The organism is Bradyrhizobium diazoefficiens (assembly GCF_016616885.1).
Classification (GTDB): Bacteria; Pseudomonadota; Alphaproteobacteria; order Rhizobiales; family Xanthobacteraceae; genus Bradyrhizobium; species Bradyrhizobium diazoefficiens_F.
In genome coordinates this window covers 7,610,964-7,632,580 of sequence record NZ_CP067102.1, presented here as the reverse complement: position 1 = coordinate 7,632,580, position 21,617 = coordinate 7,610,964, and the positions used below count along the sequence as shown (strand labels likewise).

The 21,617-nt window shown below is 64.7% G+C and carries 24 protein-coding genes and 1 other RNA gene; 12 read left to right on the top strand and 13 right to left on the bottom strand.

Translation table 11 applies throughout. From position 1 onward, the window contains the following. Positions 1 to 105 precede the first annotated feature (105 nt). From JJC00_RS35625 to JJC00_RS35610, 4 genes are all read left to right on the top strand, one after another. A complete protein-coding gene (locus JJC00_RS35625) occupies positions 106 to 618 on the top strand; it encodes a TIGR02281 family clan AA aspartic protease (protein WP_200470390.1) in 513 nt (170 codons plus the stop codon). Positions 619 to 724: 106 nt separating this feature from the next. Next, positions 725 to 973: a nucleotidyltransferase family protein gene (locus tag JJC00_RS35620; protein WP_349643525.1), complete on the top strand. Its 249-nt coding sequence runs from the start codon at positions 725 to 727 to the stop codon at positions 971 to 973. After that, positions 963 to 1,310: a HepT-like ribonuclease domain-containing protein gene (locus JJC00_RS35615; RefSeq protein WP_200470388.1), complete on the top strand. Its 348-nt coding sequence runs from the start codon at positions 963 to 965 to the stop codon at positions 1,308 to 1,310. Before JJC00_RS35620 ends, JJC00_RS35615 begins: the two co-directional genes overlap by 11 nt. 160 nt (positions 1,311 to 1,470) lie before the next feature. After that, positions 1,471 to 2,970 (top strand): phosphomannomutase/phosphoglucomutase, encoded by a 1,500-nt coding sequence (locus JJC00_RS35610; protein WP_200470387.1) that lies wholly within the window; start codon positions 1,471 to 1,473, stop codon positions 2,968 to 2,970. Between the two features lie 97 nt (positions 2,971 to 3,067). Here the strand turns inward: JJC00_RS35610 and JJC00_RS35605 are convergent, their stop codons facing one another. From JJC00_RS35605 to JJC00_RS35565, 9 genes are all read right to left on the bottom strand, one after another. Beyond that, positions 3,068 to 3,577: an Lrp/AsnC family transcriptional regulator gene (locus JJC00_RS35605; RefSeq protein WP_200470386.1), complete on the bottom strand. Its 510-nt coding sequence runs from the start codon at positions 3,575 to 3,577 to the stop codon at positions 3,068 to 3,070. Between the two features lie 97 nt (positions 3,578 to 3,674). Next, entirely contained in the window at positions 3,675 to 4,598 is a 924-nt protein-coding gene (locus tag JJC00_RS35600) for a sugar kinase (protein WP_200470385.1), read from the bottom strand. A gap of 5 nt (positions 4,599 to 4,603) precedes the next feature. Continuing rightward, positions 4,604 to 5,542, bottom strand: a complete 939-nt coding sequence (gene nudC / locus JJC00_RS35595) for an NAD(+) diphosphatase (RefSeq protein WP_200470384.1) — start codon at positions 5,540 to 5,542, stop codon at positions 4,604 to 4,606. Between the two features lie 11 nt (positions 5,543 to 5,553). After that, on the bottom strand, positions 5,554 to 5,973 hold the full coding sequence (locus JJC00_RS35590; RefSeq protein ID WP_200470383.1) for an HIT domain-containing protein: 420 nt from the start codon (positions 5,971 to 5,973) through the stop codon (positions 5,554 to 5,556). Between the two features lie 134 nt (positions 5,974 to 6,107). Beyond that, complete coding sequence (locus JJC00_RS35585) at positions 6,108 to 7,235, bottom strand: muconate cycloisomerase family protein (RefSeq protein ID WP_200470382.1); 1,128 nt, start codon at positions 7,233 to 7,235, stop codon at positions 6,108 to 6,110. Then, positions 7,232 to 7,987, bottom strand: a complete 756-nt coding sequence (locus JJC00_RS35580) for an SDR family NAD(P)-dependent oxidoreductase (protein WP_200470381.1) — start codon at positions 7,985 to 7,987, stop codon at positions 7,232 to 7,234. The genes JJC00_RS35585 and JJC00_RS35580 overlap by 4 nt, the downstream gene beginning before the upstream one ends. Then, the gene (locus JJC00_RS35575; protein ID WP_200470380.1) at positions 7,987 to 8,781 is read right to left on the bottom strand and encodes an amino acid ABC transporter ATP-binding protein; all 795 of its coding nucleotides are present in this window, start codon (positions 8,779 to 8,781) and stop codon (positions 7,987 to 7,989) included. The genes JJC00_RS35580 and JJC00_RS35575 overlap by 1 nt, the downstream gene beginning before the upstream one ends. Further along, positions 8,778 to 9,440 (bottom strand): amino acid ABC transporter permease, encoded by a 663-nt coding sequence (locus JJC00_RS35570; protein WP_200470379.1) that lies wholly within the window; start codon positions 9,438 to 9,440, stop codon positions 8,778 to 8,780. The genes JJC00_RS35575 and JJC00_RS35570 overlap by 4 nt, the downstream gene beginning before the upstream one ends. Positions 9,441 to 9,624: 184 nt before the next feature. After that, positions 9,625 to 10,479, bottom strand: a complete 855-nt coding sequence (locus tag JJC00_RS35565; protein ID WP_200470378.1) for a transporter substrate-binding domain-containing protein — start codon at positions 10,477 to 10,479, stop codon at positions 9,625 to 9,627. A 184-nt stretch (positions 10,480 to 10,663) separates the two neighbouring features. On the opposite strand from JJC00_RS35565, the gene ffs reads away from it, so the two are divergent. The 5 genes from ffs to JJC00_RS35540 all read left to right on the top strand — a co-directional run bounded on the left by ffs (position 10,664) and on the right by JJC00_RS35540 (position 14,106). Next, positions 10,664 to 10,760: signal recognition particle sRNA small type (gene ffs, locus JJC00_RS35560), an RNA gene on the top strand. A gap of 94 nt (positions 10,761 to 10,854) precedes the next feature. After that, positions 10,855 to 12,696, top strand: coding sequence for a DNA polymerase III subunit gamma/tau (locus JJC00_RS35555; protein WP_200470377.1), 1,842 nt, complete (start codon positions 10,855 to 10,857; stop codon positions 12,694 to 12,696). 23 nt (positions 12,697 to 12,719) lie between these two features. Beyond that, positions 12,720 to 13,040 (top strand): YbaB/EbfC family nucleoid-associated protein, encoded by a 321-nt coding sequence (locus JJC00_RS35550; protein WP_200470376.1) that lies wholly within the window; start codon positions 12,720 to 12,722, stop codon positions 13,038 to 13,040. A gap of 1 nt (position 13,041) precedes the next feature. After that, on the top strand, positions 13,042 to 13,644 hold the full coding sequence (gene recR / locus JJC00_RS35545; protein ID WP_200470375.1) for a recombination mediator RecR: 603 nt from the start codon (positions 13,042 to 13,044) through the stop codon (positions 13,642 to 13,644). 27 nt (positions 13,645 to 13,671) lie between these two features. Next, positions 13,672 to 14,106, top strand: coding sequence for a hypothetical protein (locus JJC00_RS35540; protein WP_200470374.1), 435 nt, complete (start codon positions 13,672 to 13,674; stop codon positions 14,104 to 14,106). Positions 14,107 to 14,118: 12 nt separating this feature from the next. Here JJC00_RS35540 and JJC00_RS35535 read toward each other — a convergent pair whose 3' ends face one another. Then, the gene (locus JJC00_RS35535; RefSeq protein ID WP_200470373.1) at positions 14,119 to 15,483 is read right to left on the bottom strand and encodes an AmpG family muropeptide MFS transporter; all 1,365 of its coding nucleotides are present in this window, start codon (positions 15,481 to 15,483) and stop codon (positions 14,119 to 14,121) included. Between the two features lie 169 nt (positions 15,484 to 15,652). Further along, positions 15,653 to 16,855: a DNA recombination protein RmuC gene (locus JJC00_RS35530; RefSeq protein WP_200470372.1), complete on the bottom strand. Its 1,203-nt coding sequence runs from the start codon at positions 16,853 to 16,855 to the stop codon at positions 15,653 to 15,655. Positions 16,856 to 17,023: 168 nt separating this feature from the next. On the opposite strand from JJC00_RS35530, the gene def reads away from it, so the two are divergent. Genes def through truA form a run of 3 tightly spaced genes read left to right on the top strand, consistent with a single transcriptional unit; the run spans position 17,024 to position 19,233 of the window. Then, positions 17,024 to 17,548, top strand: coding sequence for a peptide deformylase (def, locus tag JJC00_RS35525; protein WP_200470371.1), 525 nt, complete (start codon positions 17,024 to 17,026; stop codon positions 17,546 to 17,548). A gap of 12 nt (positions 17,549 to 17,560) precedes the next feature. Next, the gene (fmt, locus tag JJC00_RS35520; protein ID WP_200470370.1) at positions 17,561 to 18,496 is read left to right on the top strand and encodes a methionyl-tRNA formyltransferase; all 936 of its coding nucleotides are present in this window, start codon (positions 17,561 to 17,563) and stop codon (positions 18,494 to 18,496) included. Further along, a complete protein-coding gene (gene truA / locus JJC00_RS35515; protein ID WP_200470369.1) occupies positions 18,496 to 19,233 on the top strand; it encodes a tRNA pseudouridine(38-40) synthase TruA in 738 nt (245 codons plus the stop codon). Before fmt ends, truA begins: the two co-directional genes overlap by 1 nt. Positions 19,234 to 19,423: 190 nt before the next feature. Here the strand turns inward: truA and dapE are convergent, their stop codons facing one another. Further along, positions 19,424 to 20,590 carry a succinyl-diaminopimelate desuccinylase gene (dapE, locus tag JJC00_RS35510; RefSeq protein ID WP_200470368.1) on the bottom strand — a complete coding sequence of 389 codons (1,167 nt, stop codon included), beginning with the start codon at positions 20,588 to 20,590 and terminating at the stop codon, positions 19,424 to 19,426. 72 nt (positions 20,591 to 20,662) lie between these two features. After that, positions 20,663 to 21,508, bottom strand: coding sequence for a 2,3,4,5-tetrahydropyridine-2,6-dicarboxylate N-succinyltransferase (gene dapD, locus JJC00_RS35505; RefSeq protein ID WP_200470367.1), 846 nt, complete (start codon positions 21,506 to 21,508; stop codon positions 20,663 to 20,665). Between the last annotated feature and the right edge of the window lie 109 nt (positions 21,509 to 21,617).

The following is a 21,617-nucleotide window of genomic DNA, read 5'->3' as shown; positions in this document are numbered from 1 at the left end:
TACGCTCATCCTTTTCGTCAAAATGACGCCGGCTCTGCCACGGCGTCGCTCGCGGACGGGCGTGCCGCGTGGTCAAATCGAGCTTTCCGGCTCGGAAGTGGTGTGATGCGTAACATAATGATCTTCGCGGCCATTCTGATCGGGCTCGGCACCTTCATGGCGCAGATGGCAGACAAGATGAGCTCCGCCTCCGCCACGTCAGCACCGCATACGACGGTCGCGGTTGCGACCACGGCGCCGGCCGGCGGCCGCAGCCTCAACATCCCCCGCGACGGCCGTGGTCACTTCCAGACCGACGGCCGCATCGACGGCCAGCGCATCGGCTTCATGGTCGACACCGGCGCCTCCGTGGTGGCGCTGAACGAGACCTCGGCCGCCCGCTTCGGTCTGCGTCCCTCGCGCAGCGACTACAATGCCAACGTCACCACCGCCAACGGCACCATCAAGGCCGCGCGCACCCGCATCGCCATGCTGGACGTCGGTGGTCTCATCGTGCGCGACGTCGACGCCATGGTGCTGCCCGACGAGGCGTTGTCGGAGAACCTGCTCGGTCTCTCCTTCCTGTCCCGCCTGAAGCGCTTTGAGTACGCCAACGGGCAGATGGTGCTGGAGCAGTAAGTCTAACGGCCTTAGTAGGGGCCTCCCGTCGGGACAGGCGGGGTGCTATATTCCGTCCATGAACAGTCCCGACGCGATAGCGATCCTGCGACGGTCCGAGGCCGCCTTGCGCAAGCGGGGCGTTTTGCATGCTGCGTTGTTTGGCTCGGCGGCGAGGGGTGAAAACCATTCCGGGAGCGATGTCGATATCATGGTCGAGATCGATCCGGATGCGCGGATCACAGTTTTCGATTACGTCGAGCTCAAGGAATATATTGCCAATCTCTTTGATGAGCCGGTTGACGTCGTCAACCGCGACGGCCTGAAATCATACGTCGCTCCCGCCGCAACGGCCGACGCTGTCTATGCCTTCTGATCGCATCGACGGAACTCTCCGCGACATCCTGCATCACATCGATTTGGCGATTCGATTCGCCGGCGGCCTTGATCGCGAGGCATTCGCGGCAGACGTGCGGACGGTTTATGCAGTTACGCGATGCCTGGAGATCATTTCAGAAGCATCCCGCCGTCTGCCTGACGAACTGAAGACGCGACACCCGGCGATCGCATGGAAGCAGATGGCCGCCGCAGGGAATGTCTATCGCCACAACTATGAGGACGTCGCAGCTCATTTCGTGTGGGAAACCGTTCAACAGGCCCTTTTACCTCTAAGAGCGATCGTCGAAGAGGAGATCGCCCGCCTCGAGGGTTAGCGGTCGGACCAGGCATGCTTGGCTAATGGTTCTCGCCGGTCTCGTCCGTGTTACCAAACTGCCGCAATTATCGGCCATAAGCCGTCATTCCCGCCTTCCGCTGCGGCCCGGCATTCGCTAAGGCTGCATCAAATCATGCCCATTTCACGAGATTGTCTCAATGTTTCCCAAGCCGAAATCCGTCTTGTTGCCCAACACCTACGCCTTCGAATCCGAGCCGATGGTGAAGCCCACCGGTTTTCGCGAATACGACGCGCGCTGGTTGTTCCAGAAGGAAATCAACCTGATGGGTGTGCAGGCGCTGGGCATGGGCCTGGGAGCGCTGATCGCCGAGCTCGGCGTCAAGCAGGAGATCGTCACCGGGCATGATTTCCGCGGCTATTCGGCGTCGATCAAATATGCGCTGATCTCCGGCCTGATGGCCGCCGGTTGCAAGGTGCACGACATCGGCCTTGCGGTGACGCCGATGGCCTATTTCGCGCAGTTCGATCTCGACGTGCCCTGTGTCGCCATGGTCACGGCCTCTCACAACGACAATGGCTGGACCGGCGTGAAGATGGGCGCCAATCGCCCGCTGACCTTCGGTCCTGATGAGATGACGCGGCTGAAGGAGATCGTGCTCAACGCCGAATTCAAGAACAAGGCAGGCGGCGCCTACCAGTTCCACGAGAATTATCCGGCGCGCTACATCACCGACCTCACCAACCGCCCGAAGCTCAAGCGCAAGCTCAAGGTCGTCGCGGCCTGCGGCAATGGCACCGCCGGCGCGTTCGCGCCGCAGGTGCTGGAAGCGATCGGTTGCGAGGTGATCCCGCTCGACACCGAGCTCGATCACACCTTCCCGAAATACAATCCGAATCCTGAGGACATGGAGATGCTGCACGCGATCCGCGATGCGGTGCTGCATCACAAGGCCGATGTCGGCCTCGGCTTCGACGGCGACGGCGACCGCTGCGGCGTCGTCGACAACACCGGCGAGGAGATCTTTGCCGACAAGGTCGGCGTGATGCTGGCGCGCGACATGTCGGCGATCCACAAGGATGCGCATTTCATCGTCGACGTGAAGTCGACCGGCCTGTTCATCACCGATCCGATCCTGCAGAAGCAGGGCGCCAAAACCGCCTATTGGAAGACCGGCCATTCCTACATGAAACGCCGCACCAACGAGACCGGCGCGCTCGCGGGCTTCGAGAAATCAGGCCATTTCTTCTTCAACAAGCCGTATGGACGCGGCTATGACGACGGCCTGGTGTCGGCGCTCGCGATCTGCGACATGCTCGACCGCGCGCCCGGCAAGTCGATGGCCGATCTGAATAACGCGCTGCCGAAGACCTGGTCGTCGCCGACCATGTCGCCGCATTGCGCCGACGAGACCAAGTATGGTGTCATCGACCAGGTGGTGAAGCATTTTGAGGGCCTGCAGGCCAAGGGCGCCAAGATCGGCGGCCAGGCGATCCGCGATCTCGTCACCGTCAACGGCGTGCGCGTCACGGTCGAGGACGGCAGCTGGGGCCTGGTGCGCGCTTCGTCGAACAAGCCCGAGCTCGTGGTCGTGGTCGAGAGCCCGGTCTCCGAGCAGCGCATGCACGACATGTTCGAGATGGTGAACAGCGTGCTGCGCACCCATCCGGAAGTTGGTGAGTACAATCAGAAGATTTGAACGGCTCAAGGGAGGCGTGATCTATCCCTCCCTCTCCACTGTCATGCCCCGGCTTGACCGGCTTGACCGGGCGATGACGGCTTCCGTGTGGTGAGACTTACGCCGCGACCACGGCCGGGATCGGTAGCGCGGTCACTGACTTGATCTTCTCCATCGCGAAGCGCGAGGTGACGTTCTTCAGCGGCACGGCGCTGATCAGCTTCTTGTAGAAGATGTCATAGGCCTGCATGTCGGCGACCACGACGCGCAGCATGTAATCGACGTCGCCGGCCATGCGATAGAATTCCATCACCTCGGGCATGGCGCTGACCGCTTCGGCGAATTTCTTCAGCCAGGCGTCGGAATGATCCGAGCTCTCCACCGACACGAACACGGAGATGCCGAGCCCGATCTTGTTCTGATCGACCAGCGCCACCCGCTTCAGGATTACGCCATCGGCCTCCAGGCGCTGGATGCGCTTCCAGCAGGGGGTCGAGGACAGCCCGACGCGGTCGCCGATTTCGGCAACGGACAGAGAGGCATCCTCCTGGAGTACCATCAGGATCTTGCGGTCGATGGCGTCAAGGCGGCGGCTGGTCTCAGGGAGTTGGACAGCGACATCGGTCATTTGAAGAACTTTGTTCCATAAAGAGGGTTGATATACCTCATATATAGCAAAATCTTCTATCGCAAGTCCATAATCTCGGCAGGAAGACAGAATGGCTCTAAAGCCTGGCTCGTAAAAATCCTTCAACTTCAATGCGTTGTGCAGCGGCTTGGCCGCCGCCATGGCGGGTGCATTTCAGGGCCGCTGCGGCCGCGGCGAATCGCAGCGCCTCGCGTACGCCGCCTCCCTCGGCAAGCCGAAGCGTGAAGGCGCCGTGGAAGACGTCGCCGGCCCCGAGCGTGTCGACGGCCTCGACCGGGAAGGCCGGCGTCTCCTCCAGCGTGCCCGCGTCGTTCAGCCAGATCGTGCCATGGGGGCCGCGGGTGGCGGCGACGAAGGCGGATGTCAGCCCGGCCAGACGTTTCAAGGCCGCGCCGTCGTCAGCGACGCCGGCGGTCTCCTGTAGCTGCTCGCTGGAAAACAGCAGATGCGAGGCGGCCGTGAGCAGGCCATCAGTCAGCGCCATCGCGCGATCGACGCCGACGATGACGGGAATGCCCCGCCGGCGCGCCTCGGCGCAGAGATCGATGCAGAAGGCGCCGCAGCGGCTTTCGACGAGGACAGCCTGACAATCGGCGAGGAGCTCGTCTGCATCTGACAGCTTCGCGGTCCACAGCGCGGGATCGCGAAAGATCGTCAGTGTTCGCTCGCCGGTCGCGTCGATGATGATCGCAGAGACGGGCGTGGCCACATCCGGCATGCGTACGATATGGCTGATGTCGATGCCCTCGGCCGCCATCCGCTCGAGAATGAAGCTGCTCGACGTCTCCCGCGCATCGCCCATCGGCCCCGCAAACGCGACGCATCCGCCGAGCCGCGCCATTGCGATCGCGGCATTGAGCGCGTTGCCGCCGCAGATCTCCGCGAGGTGGCTGGCATTCGCCTTGCTGCCGCGCTCCGGCACGGCTTCGACCCGAAAGGTGAGGTCGCGCACGGGAATGCCGATGCAGAGGATGCGCGGCGCGATCCCTGATACAGCCATCGCGGTCAGCTCTTGTTGTGCACCCAGCGGCCGAGCAGATGATGCGCGATGGCGAAGGGGTGCGGGCCGGCGAGCCCGTCGGGATGGGTCCGGGTCAGCATCAGCGCCGCCTCTTCGCGCGTGAACCAGCGCGCATCCTCGAGCTCGGAGCGATCAACGACGACGTCCTCGTTCAAGGCCCGCGCGCTGCAGCCGATCATCAGCGACGACGGATAGGGCCAGGGCTGGGTCATGTAATACTGCACGTCGGTGCAGCGAATGCCTGACTCTTCCAGGATTTCACGGCGCACCGCGTCCTCAATGGTCTCGGCGGCCTCGACGAAGCCGGCGAGGCAGGAATACATGCCCGGCGGAAACTGCTTCTGACGGCCGAGCAGGCATTTGTCACCGGAAGAGACGTGCATGATCACGACCGGGTCGGTGCGCGGAAAATGCTCGGCCTTGCACGCAGGGCACTCGCGCTTCCAGCCGCCTTCCTTCATCGCGCTGCGGGTGCCGCAATTGGCGCAATAGCCGTGGCGCTGGTGCCAGCCGACCATCGACTTCGCCATCGCGACCGCCGAGAGCTCGTTGGACGGGATTGCGCCCTGCATCGCCATGCCGCGCAGCTCGGTGACAGTGTAATCCTCGCGGCCGATCAGCTTCTCGGCGGCGGCCTGTGCCAGGCCCATGCCGAAGATCGCGGCGTCGTCGCGCAAGCCCAGAAAGATCGTGCCGGGATTGGCGCCGCATTTCAGCGCCTCGTCGATCGAGAGCAGCGCGCGCGTCTTGTCGCCCTCGTGCTTCACCAGCAGCGAATCGCGATAGACGACATAGGCGCGCGACGATGATCTTTGTTCCATCGCAAACAGCTGTTCGTCGTCACGGCGCAAATGCGCGGCGCGGTCGAGGACATTGGTGACGAAGGCCGGTTGCCCCAGCGGAAACGAGTCGAATGCTGACATTTCTTGTTCTTTCAACCCAACCAGATTTTTCGGCGAAGCGCGCTGATGAAATTCTGTACCTCAGTGGCGTCATGCGCCAGAGGCGGCATCACGCCCCAGACCGGCCGCGGCCAGGCAGCGTCACTCGTCCGGCGCGCGATAATGTGAACGTGAAGCTGCGGCACGAGATTGCCGAGCGCTGCGACGTTGAGCTTGTCGCATTTGGTGATCTCCTTCAGCGCGCGCGAGACGCGGGAGATCTCGGTCATCAATTGCGCCTGCTGCACCTCGTCGAGGTCGATGATCTCGACCGCGTCTGTGCGCCGCGGCACCAGCAGCAGCCAGGGATAGTGCGCATCCTTGATGACGAGCACTTTCGACAGCGGCAAATCGCCGATGTCGATGGTGTCCTCTTTCAGGCGGGAGTGCAGCGACCAGGCGGGATCGGACATATGCGTTTCCAGATTGCCCGGGGGCGGGCACGTTTGGCGGGACCATACGATACCGATTCCGATAGGGGAAGGATCGGAGCCGCATACGCGGTCGGCATTCCAGGTGCGCTGCGCGCGCCCCCAAATGACAGAATCTAGGCCTCTGCCAGCACCCGCGCATTGGCGCGAACCGAGGCCTCACTGACGCGAATGCCGAGGCCGGGGCCATCGGGCACGACAACGTGACCTCCGCGGTTCGCGACCCGCTCCTCGAGCACGTCCTCGGTCAGCACATGATGCGGCATATAAAACTCGCAGCCGAGCGAGATGCCCGGCGTCGCCGCGATCAGCTGCGTGCCGGCGGCTAGTCCAATGCCGCCCTCCCACAGCGTGCCGCCATAGCCGGGCAGGCCGGCGATGTCGGCGATCGCCATGATCGCCTGCGCCTCGAACAGGCCGCCGGCCTTCATCAGCTTGATCGAGACGGCATCGGCCGCTTCGCGGCGCACCACCTCCATCATGTCGCGGCGATCGAAACAGCTTTCGTCGGCGAGCACGGGCGTTTCCAGCGCGGCGGTGAGCTGCGCCATCACGTCGAGAAATTTGCGCGGCACCGGCTGCTCGATGAAGGTCGGTGCGAACTCCTCGACATCGCGCAGGATCTTGATCGCACCGAACGGCGCCAGCGCCTGATTGTAGTCGACACGCAAATCGATCTTGTCGCCGAATTCTTTGCGGATCGCCGCGAGGTGATCGAGGTCCTCGCGATGCGGTTTTACGCCGGTCTTGACCTTGTAGATCACGTTGCCGTCCGGAACCATTTTTCGCATGCGTTCGAGATCGGCGGCGAAATCGGGATCGGCGATCGAGAACGACAGCGGGATCGTGTCGCGCACGCGGCCGCCGAGCAGGTCGGCGACCGACAGCCCTGATGACTTGCCGACGATGTCGAGCAGCGCCATTTCGATCGCGACTTTGGCCTCGGCATGGCCGACCAGCGCGCGGTCGAGCTCCGCCATCAGCGCGCGAATGCGGCGCACGGACTTGCCGAGCAGAATCGGCCGCAGATAGATGTCGAGCGCCGAGAACGCCGCTTCAGGCGTTCCCGTGAACACCTCCCACGGCGCCGCCTCGCCCCAGCCAATCACGCCGTCGCTGGACGTCAGCTCGACCAGCACGCGCTTCACCGTGCCCTTGACGTTGCCGACACCTTGCAGGCGCGCCATCTTGATCGGGCTCTCGATCAGGAACAGGCGGAGACGTTCGACGGTCGCTTCGATCATGTCAGGCCTCCATTGACGTGCCAGATCTGGCCGGTGACGTAGGATGCTTTGGGCGACGCCAGGAAGGCGATGATCTCGGCGACCTCTTCCGGCCGCCCGCGCCGGCGCATCGGGATCAGCGCCTCGGTCGCGGCGATCTGTTCGGGCGACAGCCGGCTCTCGCTGGGTTTGTCCTTGACGATGAGGCCCGGCGCGACCGCGTTGACGGTGATGCCGTCCTTCCCAAGCTCGTTCGCGGTCAGCCGCACCAGCGCTTCCAGCGCGGCGCGGCTCGCGGCAGTGGCGGCAAAGGGCGCGAATTCGGGCCGGATCGCATGTGCCACAAAGGACGACACCGCGACGATCCGTGGATCTTGCCCGGCGCGCAGCAGCGGCAGCGCGGCTTCGACGAGACGTGTAAAGGCCAGCGCAGATTCGTCCATCGCCTGGCGAAACTGATCGGCCGGCGTGCCGATGGCGCTGCCACGACGGGCGTGTCCGCCGACGAGGATCAATCCGTCGAGCCGGCCGAAAGCGCGTTGCGTGGCGGCGATGGCATCAGTGACGACAGCCTCCTCGGCGAGATCGCCGAGGCATTTTGCCACCACGGCGCCCTTCGCCTCGGTGTCCGCAGCGGTGGCGTCGAGGCCTTCCGCATTCGCGCGCGTGTGCAGCAGAAGCGCGACGCCAGGGGCGGCGAGCAATTTTGCAGTGGCGCGACCGATGCCGCTGGCGGCACCGGTGACGAGATAGACGCGGTCGATATCGGGCATCACGGTGTCGCGGTGGCCGGCGGCAGCGCGCCGGTGCGGTGGAAATGGCTGAGGAAGGCGCGCGTCGCGGTAGCTTGCGGATTGTCGATCACCTGCCGCGCCGGGCCTTCCTCGACCACGACGCCGTCGCGCATGAAGATGAGGCGGTCGGCGACCTCGCGCGCGAACGCGATCTCATGGGTCACGATCACCATGGTCATGCCCTCGGAGGCCAGCTGCTGGATCACGTTCAGCACCTCGCCGACGAGTTCGGGATCAAGTGCCGAGGTGGCTTCGTCGAACAGCATGACATCCGGCTCCATCGCCAGCGCGCGCGCGATCGCGACGCGCTGCTTCTGGCCGCCGGAGAGCGTTGCCGGGTATTGGTCGGCCTTCTCCGCAAGGCCCACTTTGGCGAGCTGGGCACGTGCGAGCCTTTCGGCGTCAGCCTTGGCCATACGGCGCACCGTGACCGGCCCCTCCATCACGTTCTGGAGCGTCGTCATGTGCGGGAAGAGATTGAAGTGCTGGAACACCATGCCGGTGGAGGCGCGGAATCTCGCGAGTGCCTTTACGTCGGGCAGTTTCGAACCATCGCCGAATGCAAAGCGTGTATCGCCGACCCGGACGCTGCCGCCATCGGGTGCGACCAGCAGATTGATGCAGCGGAGCAGGGTAGACTTGCCCGAGCCGGACGGCCCGATCAGTGCGACGACGCCGCCCTTGGCAACATCGAGGCTGATGTTCTTCAGGACCTCGTTGCTGCCGAAGCTCTTGCGCAGGCCACGGATCTCGATTTTCGACGTGTCGCTCATTCGCCGACCGCCAGTCGCTTCTCGCCGCGGCGGACGATGATGGTGAGCGGGATCAGGATCGCGGCATAGGCGACCGCGACGGCGGTGTAGGTTTCCAGCGGCCGGTAGCTGTCATGGGCCGCGACCTGGCTTTGATAGACCAGATCAGGCACCGCGAGCACCGAGACCAGCGAGGTGTTCTTGAACTGGATGATCGACTGGTTCATCAGCGCCGGGATCATGCGCTTGATCGCCTGCGGCAGCACGATGCGGCGCATGCTCTGCCCCGGCGTCATGCCGAGCGCCGCGCCGGCTTCGGTCTGACCGCGGTCGATCGAGATGATGCCGCCGCGGATGATCTCCGAGTAAAACGAGCCACCATAGAGCGAGAGCGCCAGCGCCGACGCCGTGATCGGGGTCATCTCGACACCCGCCAGGATCGGCAGCGCATAATAGAACCAGATCAGCTGCACCAGGATCGGCGTGCAGCGGAATGCCTCGATGAAGGTGAGGGCGATCAGACGCACCGTCTTGAAGCGCGACAGGGTACCGAATGCGCCGAACAGACCGAACACCAGTCCGAGCACCACGATGACGACGGTGAAGCCGACGGTGACGCCGAGCCCGTTGAGAAAGAGCCAGCGATAGCTCCAGAGGATGCCGAAGTCCCACTGATACATGCGTGCCTACTTGCTTTACCTCTCCCGCTTGCGGGAGAGGTCGTGTCGCATCGAAGATGCGACGCGGGTGAGGGCTCTCTCCTCATTGGGGTTCTTCATGGTGGAGATACCCTCTCCCCAACCCTTTCCCGCAAGCGGGCGAGGGAGCGCACCGCTCCTGTCGATGCAGCACGCCCAGACATACTTACAACGAAACGCCCGGCGGAATGTCGGCCTCCGTCACGCCGACCAGCTCCATGTTGGTGATGATCGCGTTGCGGATGAAGCCGAGGCCCTTGTTGAAGTCGATCCATGTGTTGACATAGTCGCGGAAGGTCTTGTCGTTCTCGCGGCGGAAGCCGGCATTCGACGTCGTGGCGAAGATCGGCGTCGGCAGCACGAACTGACCGAGCGAGGGGTTCTTTTTCAGCACGGTCAGCGACAGCATGGTGATCAGGCACTGTGCGTCAACGCGTCCGGTCTGCAGCGCGGCGGTGGCGTCGTCTGCGGTCTTCAGCCGCGAGATCTGCGCCTTCGGCGTCAGGCGGCTGACGACCTGGTCGTGCGACGAGCCCTGGTCGACTGCGATCTTGATGTCAGGCGAATTCAGCTCGGCCCAGCTCTTCGGCTTGAAATCCTTCTTGCAGAGGATGCCGAAGGCGTTGTTGAAGACCGGCACCGAGAAGTCGACCACCAGCGCACGCTTCGGCGTCGGGTTGAGACCGAAGAAGATGTCGATCTTGTTGGACTGGAGATCGAGCACCGAATTGCCCCAGGTGGTCTCGGTGATCTCGAGCTCGGCTTCCATGTCGTCGGCGAGCGCCTTGGCGATGTCGACGTAAAAACCCTTCCACTGACCGCTGGCAAGGTCCTTCATGTAATAGGGCGCGCCGCCGCCGACCGCGCCGATCCGCATCTTCTTGGTGCGGCGGATGCGGGCAAAGGTCGATTCGTTGGGATCGGCGGCCTGGGCCACGGCCGGAGAGGCCAGCGCGCCCGCGGTCACTGCGCCGATGGCGCCAAGTCCGACGATCGATGCAACATCACGACGTGTAACCATTGGGATCAATCGCTTTTCTGGTTGGAAGGGGTTCAGCTGAGCGTTCTTACCAAGGCGCCTCAAGCAGTGAAAGCACAGCCTATCGGCTGGGCAGCCGGGGAATTGCCCGGATGCTGGGCAAGCCGTGGTCGTTCGGGGTGATACCCGCTTGCTTTCCCGACCTTTTGGCCCCAAATAGGGACCGGGAGATTGGCGGTGGACGAGCCACTCGCCAACCGGGTCAGGTCCGGAAGGAAGCAGCCCTAACGAGGTCCGGATCGGGTCGCTCGTCAGTCTCCTACCTGTTTTTTCGAGCAAATTGCGCCGGCGGGCTTCCCGCCAGCGCGCTCGTTTCCGCAAAAGCCGGCCGAGAGACATTTCATTGCGGATCGACCGATGACCGACGCTGGCGCCCCTCCCAATCCCGACAGCGCCGGCCAGGCCGGCAACGCACCTTACCGGGTGCTGGCGCGCAAATACCGCCCCTCAAGCTTTGACGATCTGATCGGCCAGGAGGCCGTGGTCCGCACCGTCTCCAATGCGTTCGAGACCGGGCGGATTCCGCAGGCCTGGATTCTCACCGGCGTCCGCGGTGTCGGCAAGACCACCACCGCGCGCATTCTGGCCCGTGCGCTCAACTACGAGGTGCCGGACGGCTCGGTGAAGGGGCCGACCATCCGCATGCCGACGCTGGGCGTGCATTGCCAGGCGATCATGGAAAGCCGGCACATGGACGTGCTGGAGATGGACGCGGCATCACATACCGGCGTCGACGACGTCCGCCAGATCAATGATAGCGTGCGCTATGCCCCGGCCAGTGCCCGCTACAAGGTCTACATCATCGACGAAGTCCACATGCTGTCGACGGCGGCCTTCAACGCCTTCCTGAAGACGCTGGAGGAACCGCCGGAGCACGCCAAGTTCGTGTTCGCCACGACGGAGATCCGCAAGGTTCCGGTCACGGTGCTGTCGCGCTGCCAGCGCTTTGACCTGCGCCGGGTCGAGGCCGACGTGCTGATGAAGCATCTCGCCAATATTGCTGCGAAGGAAAACGTCGAGATCGAGCCCGAAGCGCTCGGCATCATCGCGCGCGCCGCCGAAGGCTCGGTGCGCGACTCGCTGTCGCTGCTCGACCAGGCGATCGCGCATGCGGCAGGCACCGTGAAGGCCGATGCGGTCAGGCAGATGCTGGGGCTTGCCGATCGTACTCGTGTGATCGACCTCTTCGATTCGCTGGCGCGCGGTGATATCGCGGCCGCGTTCAAGGAGTTCCGCGATCAGTACGACGTCGGCGCCGATCCCATCGTCGTGCTTTCGGACCTCGCCGAATTCGTCAATTTCGTCACCCGCGTGAAGATCGTGCCGGCGACCGCCGACAATGCCGCCTATGGCGAGACCGAGCGCGTGCGCGCGAAGGATTTCGCCGCGAAGATCTCGATGCGCGTGCTGTCGCGGATGTGGCAGATGCTGCTCAAGGGCATCACCGAGGTGCAGGCCGCGACGCGCCCTGCTGCCGCCGCCGAGATGGTGCTGGTGCGCATCGCCTATGTCGCCGACCTGCCGACGCCGGACGAAGCGATCAGGATGCTGGAGCAGAACGGCGGCGGTTCGCCGGTCGTGAGCGGCGGCGGTGCTGCGCGCAGCGGCGCGCCGGCGGCACCAATATCCTCAGCGGCGTCCGTGACCTCTGCTGCGCCGGTTCGCATGCCGACCTCATCGCCGACTGCGTTCGGCGGCGGCGCCCGGCCGCAGATGGCGGCGCCCGCGCCGGATCCGCAAGCTGTCGCACCCCAGCTCCGCGTCACCAGCTTCACCCAGCTCGTTGCGCTCGCTGGGCAGAAGCGCGACCTCATGACCAAGGGCGCGCTCGAAGGCGAGATGCGCCTCGTCCGTTTCGAGGAGGGCCGGCTGGAAGTCGCGCTCGAGCCGAACGCGTCGAAAACGATGATCTCCGAGCTCGCGCGAAAATTCGAGTTGTGGACCGGCCGCCGCTGGACCATCATTGTTTCCAACGAGCAGGGCCAGGCGACGCTGCGTTCGGTGAGCCAGGCCGCCAAGCAGGAACATGCGCGCACCGCCGAGGCCGATCCGCGCGTGCAGGAGGTGCTGTCGCGCTTCCCCGGTGCGAAGGTCGTCGAGGTCCGCAGGCTTGCCCCCGAGGCGCCGGAATCCAATATTAACGCCGACTATGGCTCTGATGATCCGCCCGACGGTTCCGACGCCGACGACGATCTCTGAGCCAGTTTTAAGGACAAGCAACCATGGCTGATTTTCTCGGCATGATGAAGCAGGCGGCGCAGCTGCAATCCAAGATGCAGGAGATGCAGGAGCAGCTCGCCAATGTGGAGGTCGAGGGCATCTCCGGCGGCGGTCTCGTCGCCGTGCGCATGACCGCGAAGATGGACGTCAAGGGCGTCAAGATCGATCCCTCGCTGATGAAGGCCGAAGAGCGCGAGGTGCTGGAAGATCTGCTCGTGACCGCGCTCGGTGATGCTCGCCGCAAGGCGGAGACCGCGATGCAGGAGAAGATGCAGTCGCTCACCGGCGGGCTCGGCCTGCCGCCGGGGCTGCTCGGCCAGTAATATGGGCGCGGTTGCAGGTCCCGAAATCGAGCGGCTGGTCCAGCTTCTCGCACGGCTGCCGGGCCTGGGCCCGCGCTCCGCGCGACGCGTGGCGCTGCATCTGATCAAGAAGCGCGAAGCGCTGATGATGCCGCTATCCTCGGCCCTGCAGGTCGCCCTCGATAAGGTGCAAGTCTGCAAGACCTGCGGCAACATCGACACGCAGAATCCCTGCACCGTCTGCACCGATCCGAAGCGCGATCCCGCCATCATCGTCGTTGTGGCCGACGTCGCCGATCTCTGGGCGCTGGAGCGGGCCAATGCGACCCAAGGGCGCTACCACGTGCTGGGCGCGACCTTGTCGCCGCTCGACGGTGTCGGGCCGCAGGACCTCACCATCGACGCGCTGGTCGCGCGTGCGCATGCGGCCGAGGTGCACGAAATCATCCTGGCGCTGAATGCGACCGTCGACGGCCAGACCACCGCGCATTACATCACCGACCTGCTTCAGGACGCCAACGTAAAAGTAACCCGGCTGGCCCATGGTGTGCCTGTTGGTGGCGAGCTTGATTATCTCGATGAGGGCACGCTATCGGCCGCGATGCGGCAGCGGACCCTGTTCTAGCCATCCAGACTTGACGGAACGGACGACATGACGAAACGATTCGCCACACGATCGGCTTTGGTCGCGACGATGCTGCTGCTGGTGACCCCGGCCATCGCCGCGCAGCAGGACGGCGAGGCGCCGCTGCCCTCGAAGCCCGGCAAGCCGATCGGCGCCGGCGAGGTGCTCTCGGGCGAGCTGAACGCCATGAAAGTGCGCGACGTCAAGAACGCCGGCAAGCGGATTGCGATGTACCAGATCACCTCCGAGCCGCGCCGCCTGCCGGCGCCGAACGGGCTGTGCGATCTCGAGACCGGGCCTGAGACCTTCCAGCTCGTTCCCAACGGCGACGCGCAAGCCGCGCAGCTGAAATCGTTCGCCGGCAAGGAGATCTCGGTCAAGGTCGACGAGGTCGCCTGCGCCAGCGATCCCGGCCAGATGAGCGAGGCCGTGATCACGAAGTGGAGTTTGGTGAGGAAGTAGGAGGGCGCGGCTCTACACCCGCACCGGCCCCAGCGCCTCAAAATGCCCGCGCTTCTGCAACCAGGTCAGCAGCACCAGGCTCGGGATCGCCACCAGCACGCAGATCACAAAGAACAGCGGCCAGCCGGTCGTATCCGCCACGAAACCGGCCCCTGACGACAGATAGGTCCGCCCCACCGCTGCAAGCGCGGTGAGCAGCGCATATTGTGTCGCCGTGTGCAGCGGGTTCTGGCACAGCGCCGAGAGATAGGCGACGAAGATCACGGTGCCGATGGCGCTGGTGAAATTCTCGGCGCAGATCGCGAGCGCCAGTGCCCATTGATTGGTGCCGACTATGGCGAGCCAGGAGAAGGTCAAATTGGCCAGCGCCTGCACCACGCCGCCGATCCAGAGCGAAGTCGCCAGCGAGTAACGCCGCGCGACAAAACCGCCGGCAAAGCCGCCGATCAGGGTCGCGGCGAGGCCGACGCCCTTCACGATCGCCGCATAGTCGTTGCGGGTGAAGCCGAGGTCGATCACGAACGGCGCGGTCATGGTGCCCGAGAACGCGTCCGTGAATTTGAACAGCACGACGAAGGCGAGCGCCGCGAGCGCGTCCTTGCGCGACAGGAATTCGGAGAAGGCGCCGATCGCCGCGTGCAGCACGCGCGTGAATGCGGACTCTTCGTGCGTCGCAGCTTCCGCCCGTACCGATGGCTCGGGCTCGGTCGCCACGAGTGCCGTGATCGTTCCGATCAGCACCATCGACGCCATCACCACATAGCCCCACATCCAGGCCGAGCTGCGCGTGATGCCGGTGCTCTCGAAGCCGGAGACCATGAACAGCGCCCCGGCAGTCGAGACCAGCATGCCGATGCGGTAAGCCGCGACGTAGGCGGCCATGCCGGCGGCCTGCTCGCTCTCGGGCAGGCTCTCGACGCGGAAGGCGTCGACCACGATGTCCTGCGTCGACGAGGTCGTTGCCACCAAGAGCGCACCGAGTGCGACGTAGAACGGCGAGCGCGCGGGATCGGTCATCGCCAGCAGCAGGATCGCGATGATCAGCAGCAATTGCGAGAACAGCAGCCAGCCGCGCCGCCGGCCAAAGGCGCGGGTGAACAGCGGCACATGCAGCGCGTCCACCAGCGGCGCCCAGAGGAATTTCAGCGTGTAGGGCGTGCCGACCAGCGCAAACAGTCCGATGGTCTTGAGATCGACGCCGGCCTCGCGCATCCACACCAGCAGCGTCGACCCCGACAGTGCCAGCGGCAGCCCCGAGGAGAAGCCGAGGAACAGCACGATCAGCACCCGCGGTTGCAGGTAAACAGCCAGGCTGTCGTGCCAGGAGGTCGCGGGGGCATCAGTTCCGGCGGGCGAGGTCGCGTCGGGTGCGGTCATGGGAAGGTGTTAGCAGATTCTGGGGGCCACGAGGGAGGTGTCGTCGCCTTCTCGGTGTCATCGTCCGCGAAGGCGGACGATCCAGTACCCACCGGCGTCTGGATTCAACCACAGCCGTCCCAGCGTACTGGATACCCGCCTTCGCGGGGCATGACAGTGCGCCTCAATCTCACTCCCCCGCCTGGAGCTTCCTCGGAAACAACTCGGCCGCGCCTGACGCCACCAGCCGCGGGCCGTCCGCGGGCGCGTCGGTCTTGCTGAAATCGAGCTCCTCGATTCGCCCTGCGCGCTTCTCGATCTTGTCGGCGGAGATCAGGATCTGGCGGACGTCCTCGTTCGCGTCGGCAAAGTGCTTCTGCAGTTTCAGCACGCGGTCGCGCAGGCGGCCGAGATCGTCGCCGAGCTTGATCACCTCGGTCTGGATCTGGTCGGCGGCGTCGCGCATGCGCGCGTCCTTCATGATCTGCTGCATCACCTGGATCGCGAGCATCAGCAGCGAGGGCGACACCAGCACGACCTTGGCGCGATAGGCCTTCTGGATCACGTCGTCGAAACCATCATGGATCTCAGCGTAGACCGATTCCGATGGCACGAACATCAGCGCCATTTCCTGGGTCTCGCCGGTGACGAGGTATTTTTCCGCGATGTCGCTGACATGCTTCATCACGTCGCCGCGCAGCCGCTGCGTGGCGGCGCGCTTCTCCTCGTCGGTGCGGGCGTCGTGCAGCGCGGTCATCGCCTCCAGCGGAAATTTTGCGTCGATACAGAGCGGGCGCTTGTCGGGCAGGAACACGACGCAATCGGGCCGCTTTCCGGTCGAGAGCGTGAACTGGAATTCGTAAGCCCCCTTCGGCAGGCCGTCCTGGACGATCGCCTCCATCCGCGCCTGGCCAAAGGCGCCGCGCGACTGCTTGTTGGCGAGCACGTCGCGCAACGTCGTCACCTGCGTGGTGAGGTCGGTGAGGTTCTTGTGCGCGTTGTCGATGATGCCGAGCCGCTCGTGCAGCGCGCGCAGGCTCTCCATGGTGTTGCGGGTCGAGTGTTCCATGGACTGGCCGACCCGATGGGTCACCGAATCCAGCCGCTCGTTGACCGCCCGGGCCATCTCGGCCTGGCGGCCGGCCAGTGCCTGGGTCATGGCGTCGGCTCGGCCGGCGGCCTCGCTCTGGGCGTGCAGGACCTGGCTGAGGCGCTCCTCCAGCTCGTCGGCGCGGATGGCGCTCGCCATCGCGAGTTCCGCGCCGCGCCGCCCGGACCGCGCGATCACGACCGCAATGATGATCAGCAGGATGAGGACCAGGGCGCCGAAGCCGATCAGCGCATCGAGTGTACGCAGCGGCCAGTCGCCAAGCATGAAAATGATCTCGTTCATGCCAGCCCTTCTAGCCGATTCGCCAGGTCATACGAACGAATAGCGAACATTTATGGTTAATCGACCCCTAATTTTTATGATTAACGAAACAAGTTTTATGGTTAGCGGAGTGTTAACGCGTTCCCGGCCGCATTGACCGCTTGTCGCGCGCGGCTTAAATCGCCCGCCATGGCCCTCAGAGAAATCATCATCCTGCCCGACAAGCAGCTGCGTCTGGTCTCCAAGCCGATCGAGAAGGTCACGCCGGAGATCCGCAAGCTTGCCGATGACATGTTCGAAACCATGTACGACGCGCCCGGCATTGGCCTGGCGGCGATCCAGATTGCGCAGCCGCTACGGCTGATCACCATGGACCTCGCCAAGCCCAACCAGGACGGCGAGACCAAGCCGGAGCCACGCGTCTTCATCAATCCCGAGATCATCGCGTCGTCCGAGGATCTGTCGGTCTACGAGGAAGGCTGCCTGTCGATCCCCGAATATTACGAGGAAGTCGAGAGGCCGGCGAAAGTGCGCGTGCGTTTCACGGATCTGGACGGCAAGGTGCACGAGGAGGATGCCGAAGGCCTCTACGCCACCTGCATCCAGCACGAAATCGACCATCTCAACGGCGTGCTGTTCGTCGACTATCTCTCAAAGCTCAAGCGCGACCGCGTGATCAAGAAGTTCGAGAAAGCCGCCAAGCGCGCGGAGTAAGGTTCTCCGTCGATGCCCCTCCGCCTGATCTTCATGGGCACGCCCGATTTCTCCGTGCCGACGCTGCTCGCGCTCGTCGCGCACGGCCACGAGATCGTGGCCGTCTATACCCGCGCGCCGAAGCCGGGCGGCCGGCGCGGGCTGCAATTGCAGCCAACCCCGGTTGAAGAGGCTGCGCGAAAGCTCGGCGTGCCCGTGCTGACGCCGAAGACGCTGAAGACGCAGGAAGCGCTCGACGCGTTTAGCGCGTTTGACGCCGATGCCGCCGTCGTCGTCGCCTACGGCATGATCCTGCCGCAGGCGATCCTCGATGCGCCAAAGCTCGGCTGCTACAACCTTCACGCCTCGCTGCTGCCGCGCTGGCGCGGCGCGGCGCCCATCAACCGCGCGATCATGGCCGGCGATGCCGAGAGTGGCGTGATGGTGATGAAGATGGATGTCGGTCTCGACACTGGCGACGTCGCCATGGCCGAGCGGCTCGCGATCACCGACAATATGACCGCGCTCGATCTGCACGATCGCCTGTCCCGGCTTGGTGCCGATCTGATGGTGCGCGCGATGGCCGCGCTCGACCGCAGCGCGCTCCAGCTCAAAAAACAGAGCGAGGACGGGGTCACCTATGCCGCCAAGATCGACAAGGCGGAGGCGCGGATCGACTGGAGCAAGTCCGCGCACGCGGTGCTGCGCCACATCCACGGCCTGTCGCCGTTTCCCGGCGCCTGGGCAGAGCTCGCCGGTATTACGGAGAATGCGCGCGTAAAAATTTTGCGCTGTGAGCTCGCAAAGGGCGCCGGTGCGCCGGGCGAGGTGCTCGATGGCCAGCTCACCATCGCCTGCGGCGAGGGTGCGATCCGCATCCTCGAGCTGCAGCGCGAAGGCAAGGCCCGGATGCAGGCGGTGGACTTCTTGCGCGGCGTGAAGGTCGAGCCGCCCATGCGGCTCATCTGATGCCCCGCTACAAGCTCACCATCGAATATGACGGCGCGCCGTTCTTCGGCTGGCAGGTCCAGGACACGCTGCCCTCGGTGCAGGGTGCGCTGGAAGCGGCGGTGAAGGCGATGACCGGCGCGGATCTGCGGGTGCATGGCGCCGGCCGCACGGATGCCGGCGTGCATGCGCGCGGCCAGGTTGCGCATGTCGACATCGAGAAGCAATTTCCGCCGGGCCGTTTTCGTGACGGGCTGAACGCGCATCTGCGCCCGCATCCGATTGCGGTGCTCGAGGCCGAGATCGTGCCCGACACGTTCGAAGCGCGCTTCTCGGCCGTGAAGCGCCATTATCGCTACCGCGTCATCAACACCCGCGCCAATCTCGCGCTCGATATCGGCCATGCCTGGCGCGTGCCGCGGCGGCTCGATGCCGACGCGATGCATGCAGCGGCGCAGCGCCTGCTCGGCAAGCACGACTTCACGACCTTTCGCGACACCGAGTGCCAGGCGAAATCGCCCGAGAAGACGCTCGATCAGCTCGATGTGCTGCGCGATGGGCGCGAGATCACCATCGTCACGTCGGCGCGCTCGTTCCTACACAGTCAGGTGCGCTCGATGGTGGGCTCGCTGGTCTGGGTCGGCGAAGGCCGCTGGACCGCGGACGATCTCTCCGCAGCGCTAGAGGCCCGCAGCCGCGCCGCCTGCGGCATCGTCGCGCCGCCTGAGGGGCTGTATCTGGTGAAGGTGGATTATTGAGGTGAGCGAGAGTGCGGAGTACGCGCGCTCTCACTACGCCCTCGGTGTCATGCCCCGCGAAGGCGGGCATCCAGTACGCCGCGGCTTCTCGGCTCAAGCACCGTCTCTGGAATACTGGATCGCCCGCCCCAGTGCGCAATTGCGCACAAGGCGGGGCGATGACAGCGGAGCTTGTGGCGACAACAGCACCCTACCCAAAATACCGCGTCAAAATCCCGCGATACACCTGCGTCAGCTTCTCCAGATCCTTGACCGGCACGCGCTCGTTGACCTGGTGCATGGTCTGGCCGACCAGACCGAACTCGATCACCGGGCAATAGCTCGAGATGAAGCGGGCGTCCGAGGTGCCGCCTGAGGTCGACAGCTCCGGCTTGCGGCCCGTCACTTCCTCGATCGCGGACACTGCGAGGTCGGTGAACGGGCCGGGCTTGGTGACGAACACGTTGGAGTTCGAGGGCTCCCAGACAATGCGGGCGCGGATGCGGTTGCCGCAGGCTTTTGTCAGTCGCGTCTCGACCAGCTCGCGCAGGCTCGCCTGCGTATGGTTGTCATTGTAGCGGATGTTGAACTTTGCGCGGGCCTCACCGGGGATGACGTTGTTGGCCTTGTTGCCGACGTCCACCGAGGTGAATTCGAGATTGGACGCCTGGAACTGCGCGCTGCCATGATCGAGCGGTTCGTCGCTGATGGCCACGATCAGCCTCGAAATGTCCGGCACCGGATTGGCCGCGCGATGCGGATAGGCGACGTGGCCCTGAACGCCGTCGACATACAGCGTGCCGGATTGCGAGCCGCGGCGGCCAACCTTGATGGTGTCGCCCAGCGTCTCGACATTGGAGGGCTCGCCGAGCACGCAATGATCGAATGTCTCGCCGCGCTCCGCCGCCCATTTCAGCAGCTTGATCGTGCCGTTGATCGAGACGTCTTCCTCGTCGCCGGTGATCAGGAACGAGATCGAGCCCGTGCCGTCCGCACGCGGCTTGCCGTCGTTGGCGGCGAGATGCTCCAGCACCGCGGCGACCGAGCAGGCGATGCCGCCCTTCATGTCGACTGCGCCGCGGCCGTGCAGGAAACCGTCCTTCACTTCGCCCGAGAACGCCCCGACACTCCAGGCGCTTTCGTCGCCGGGCGGCACCACGTCGGTATGGCCGGCGAAGCTGATGTGCGGCCCTTCTGTGCCGATCCGCGCGTAGAGATTGTCGACATCGGCGGTGCCGGGTTCGCTGAAGGTCACACGGTGGCAGGTGAAGCCGGCTTCATTGAGAGCCTTTTCGAGCACTCCCAGTGCACCGGCGTCAGCCGGGGTGACGGAGGGGCAGCGGATGAGGTCGCGGGCAATGGACAGGGCATCGGTCATGCGCCCCGCTTAACATGCATGCCGCCGGGTGGGCTAGCGCTGGGCGGGACAAATTCCAGTTCGCGGTAGAACTTAATCCCGCAGCAGCTCGTTGATGCTGGTCTTCGACCGCGTGCGCTCGTCGACGCGCTTGACGATCACCGCGCAGGCGGTGCTCGGGCCGATCTGGCCGTTCTTCATCGGCTTGCCGGGCAGCGCGCCGGGCACCACCACCGAATACTCCGGCACTTCGCCCATGAAGATCTCGCCGGTCTCGCGGTCGACGATCTTGGTCGAGGCGCCCAGGAACACGCCCATCGACAGCACCGCGCCCTTGCGCACGATGACGCCCTCGGCGACCTCGGAGCGCGCGCCGATGAAGCAGTCGTCCTCGATGATGACGGGCTCGGCCTGGAGCGGCTCGAGCACGCCGCCGATGCCGGCGCCGCCGGAGATGTGCACGCGCTTGCCGATCTGCGCGCAGGAGCCGACGGTCGCCCAGGTGTCGACCATGGTGCTCTCATCGACATAGGCGCCGAGATTGACGAAGGACGGCATCAGCACGACGTTCTTGGCAATGAAGGCCGAGCGGCGCACCACGGCGCCGGGCACCGCGCGAAAGCCGGCATCGCGAAAACGGTTCGGGCCCCAGCCTTCGAACTTCGAGGGCACCTTGTCCCACCAGTTCGCCTGGCCCGGGCCGCCGGGAATGACGTCCATGTCGTTGAGGCGGAAGGAGAGCAGCACGGCCTTCTTCAGCCACTGATTGACCTTCCACTTGCCATCAGTGCCGCGCTCGGCAACGCGTGCCTCGCCCTTGTCCAGAATCTCCAGCGACTGGTTCACGGCCTCGCGCACTTCGCCCTTGGTCGATGTCGAGATGCCGTCGCGCGCGTCGAAGGCGCTGTTGATGGTGGATTCCAGGGCGGACAGGGACATCGGGATTTCCTCAGTGGCAGACGGGAATTTTGATGGATTGGGGCGCTTTTTCGGGATTTGGAGAGGTGGAGTCAAGGCATACTCCACCGTCGTCCCGGGCTCGCTTCGC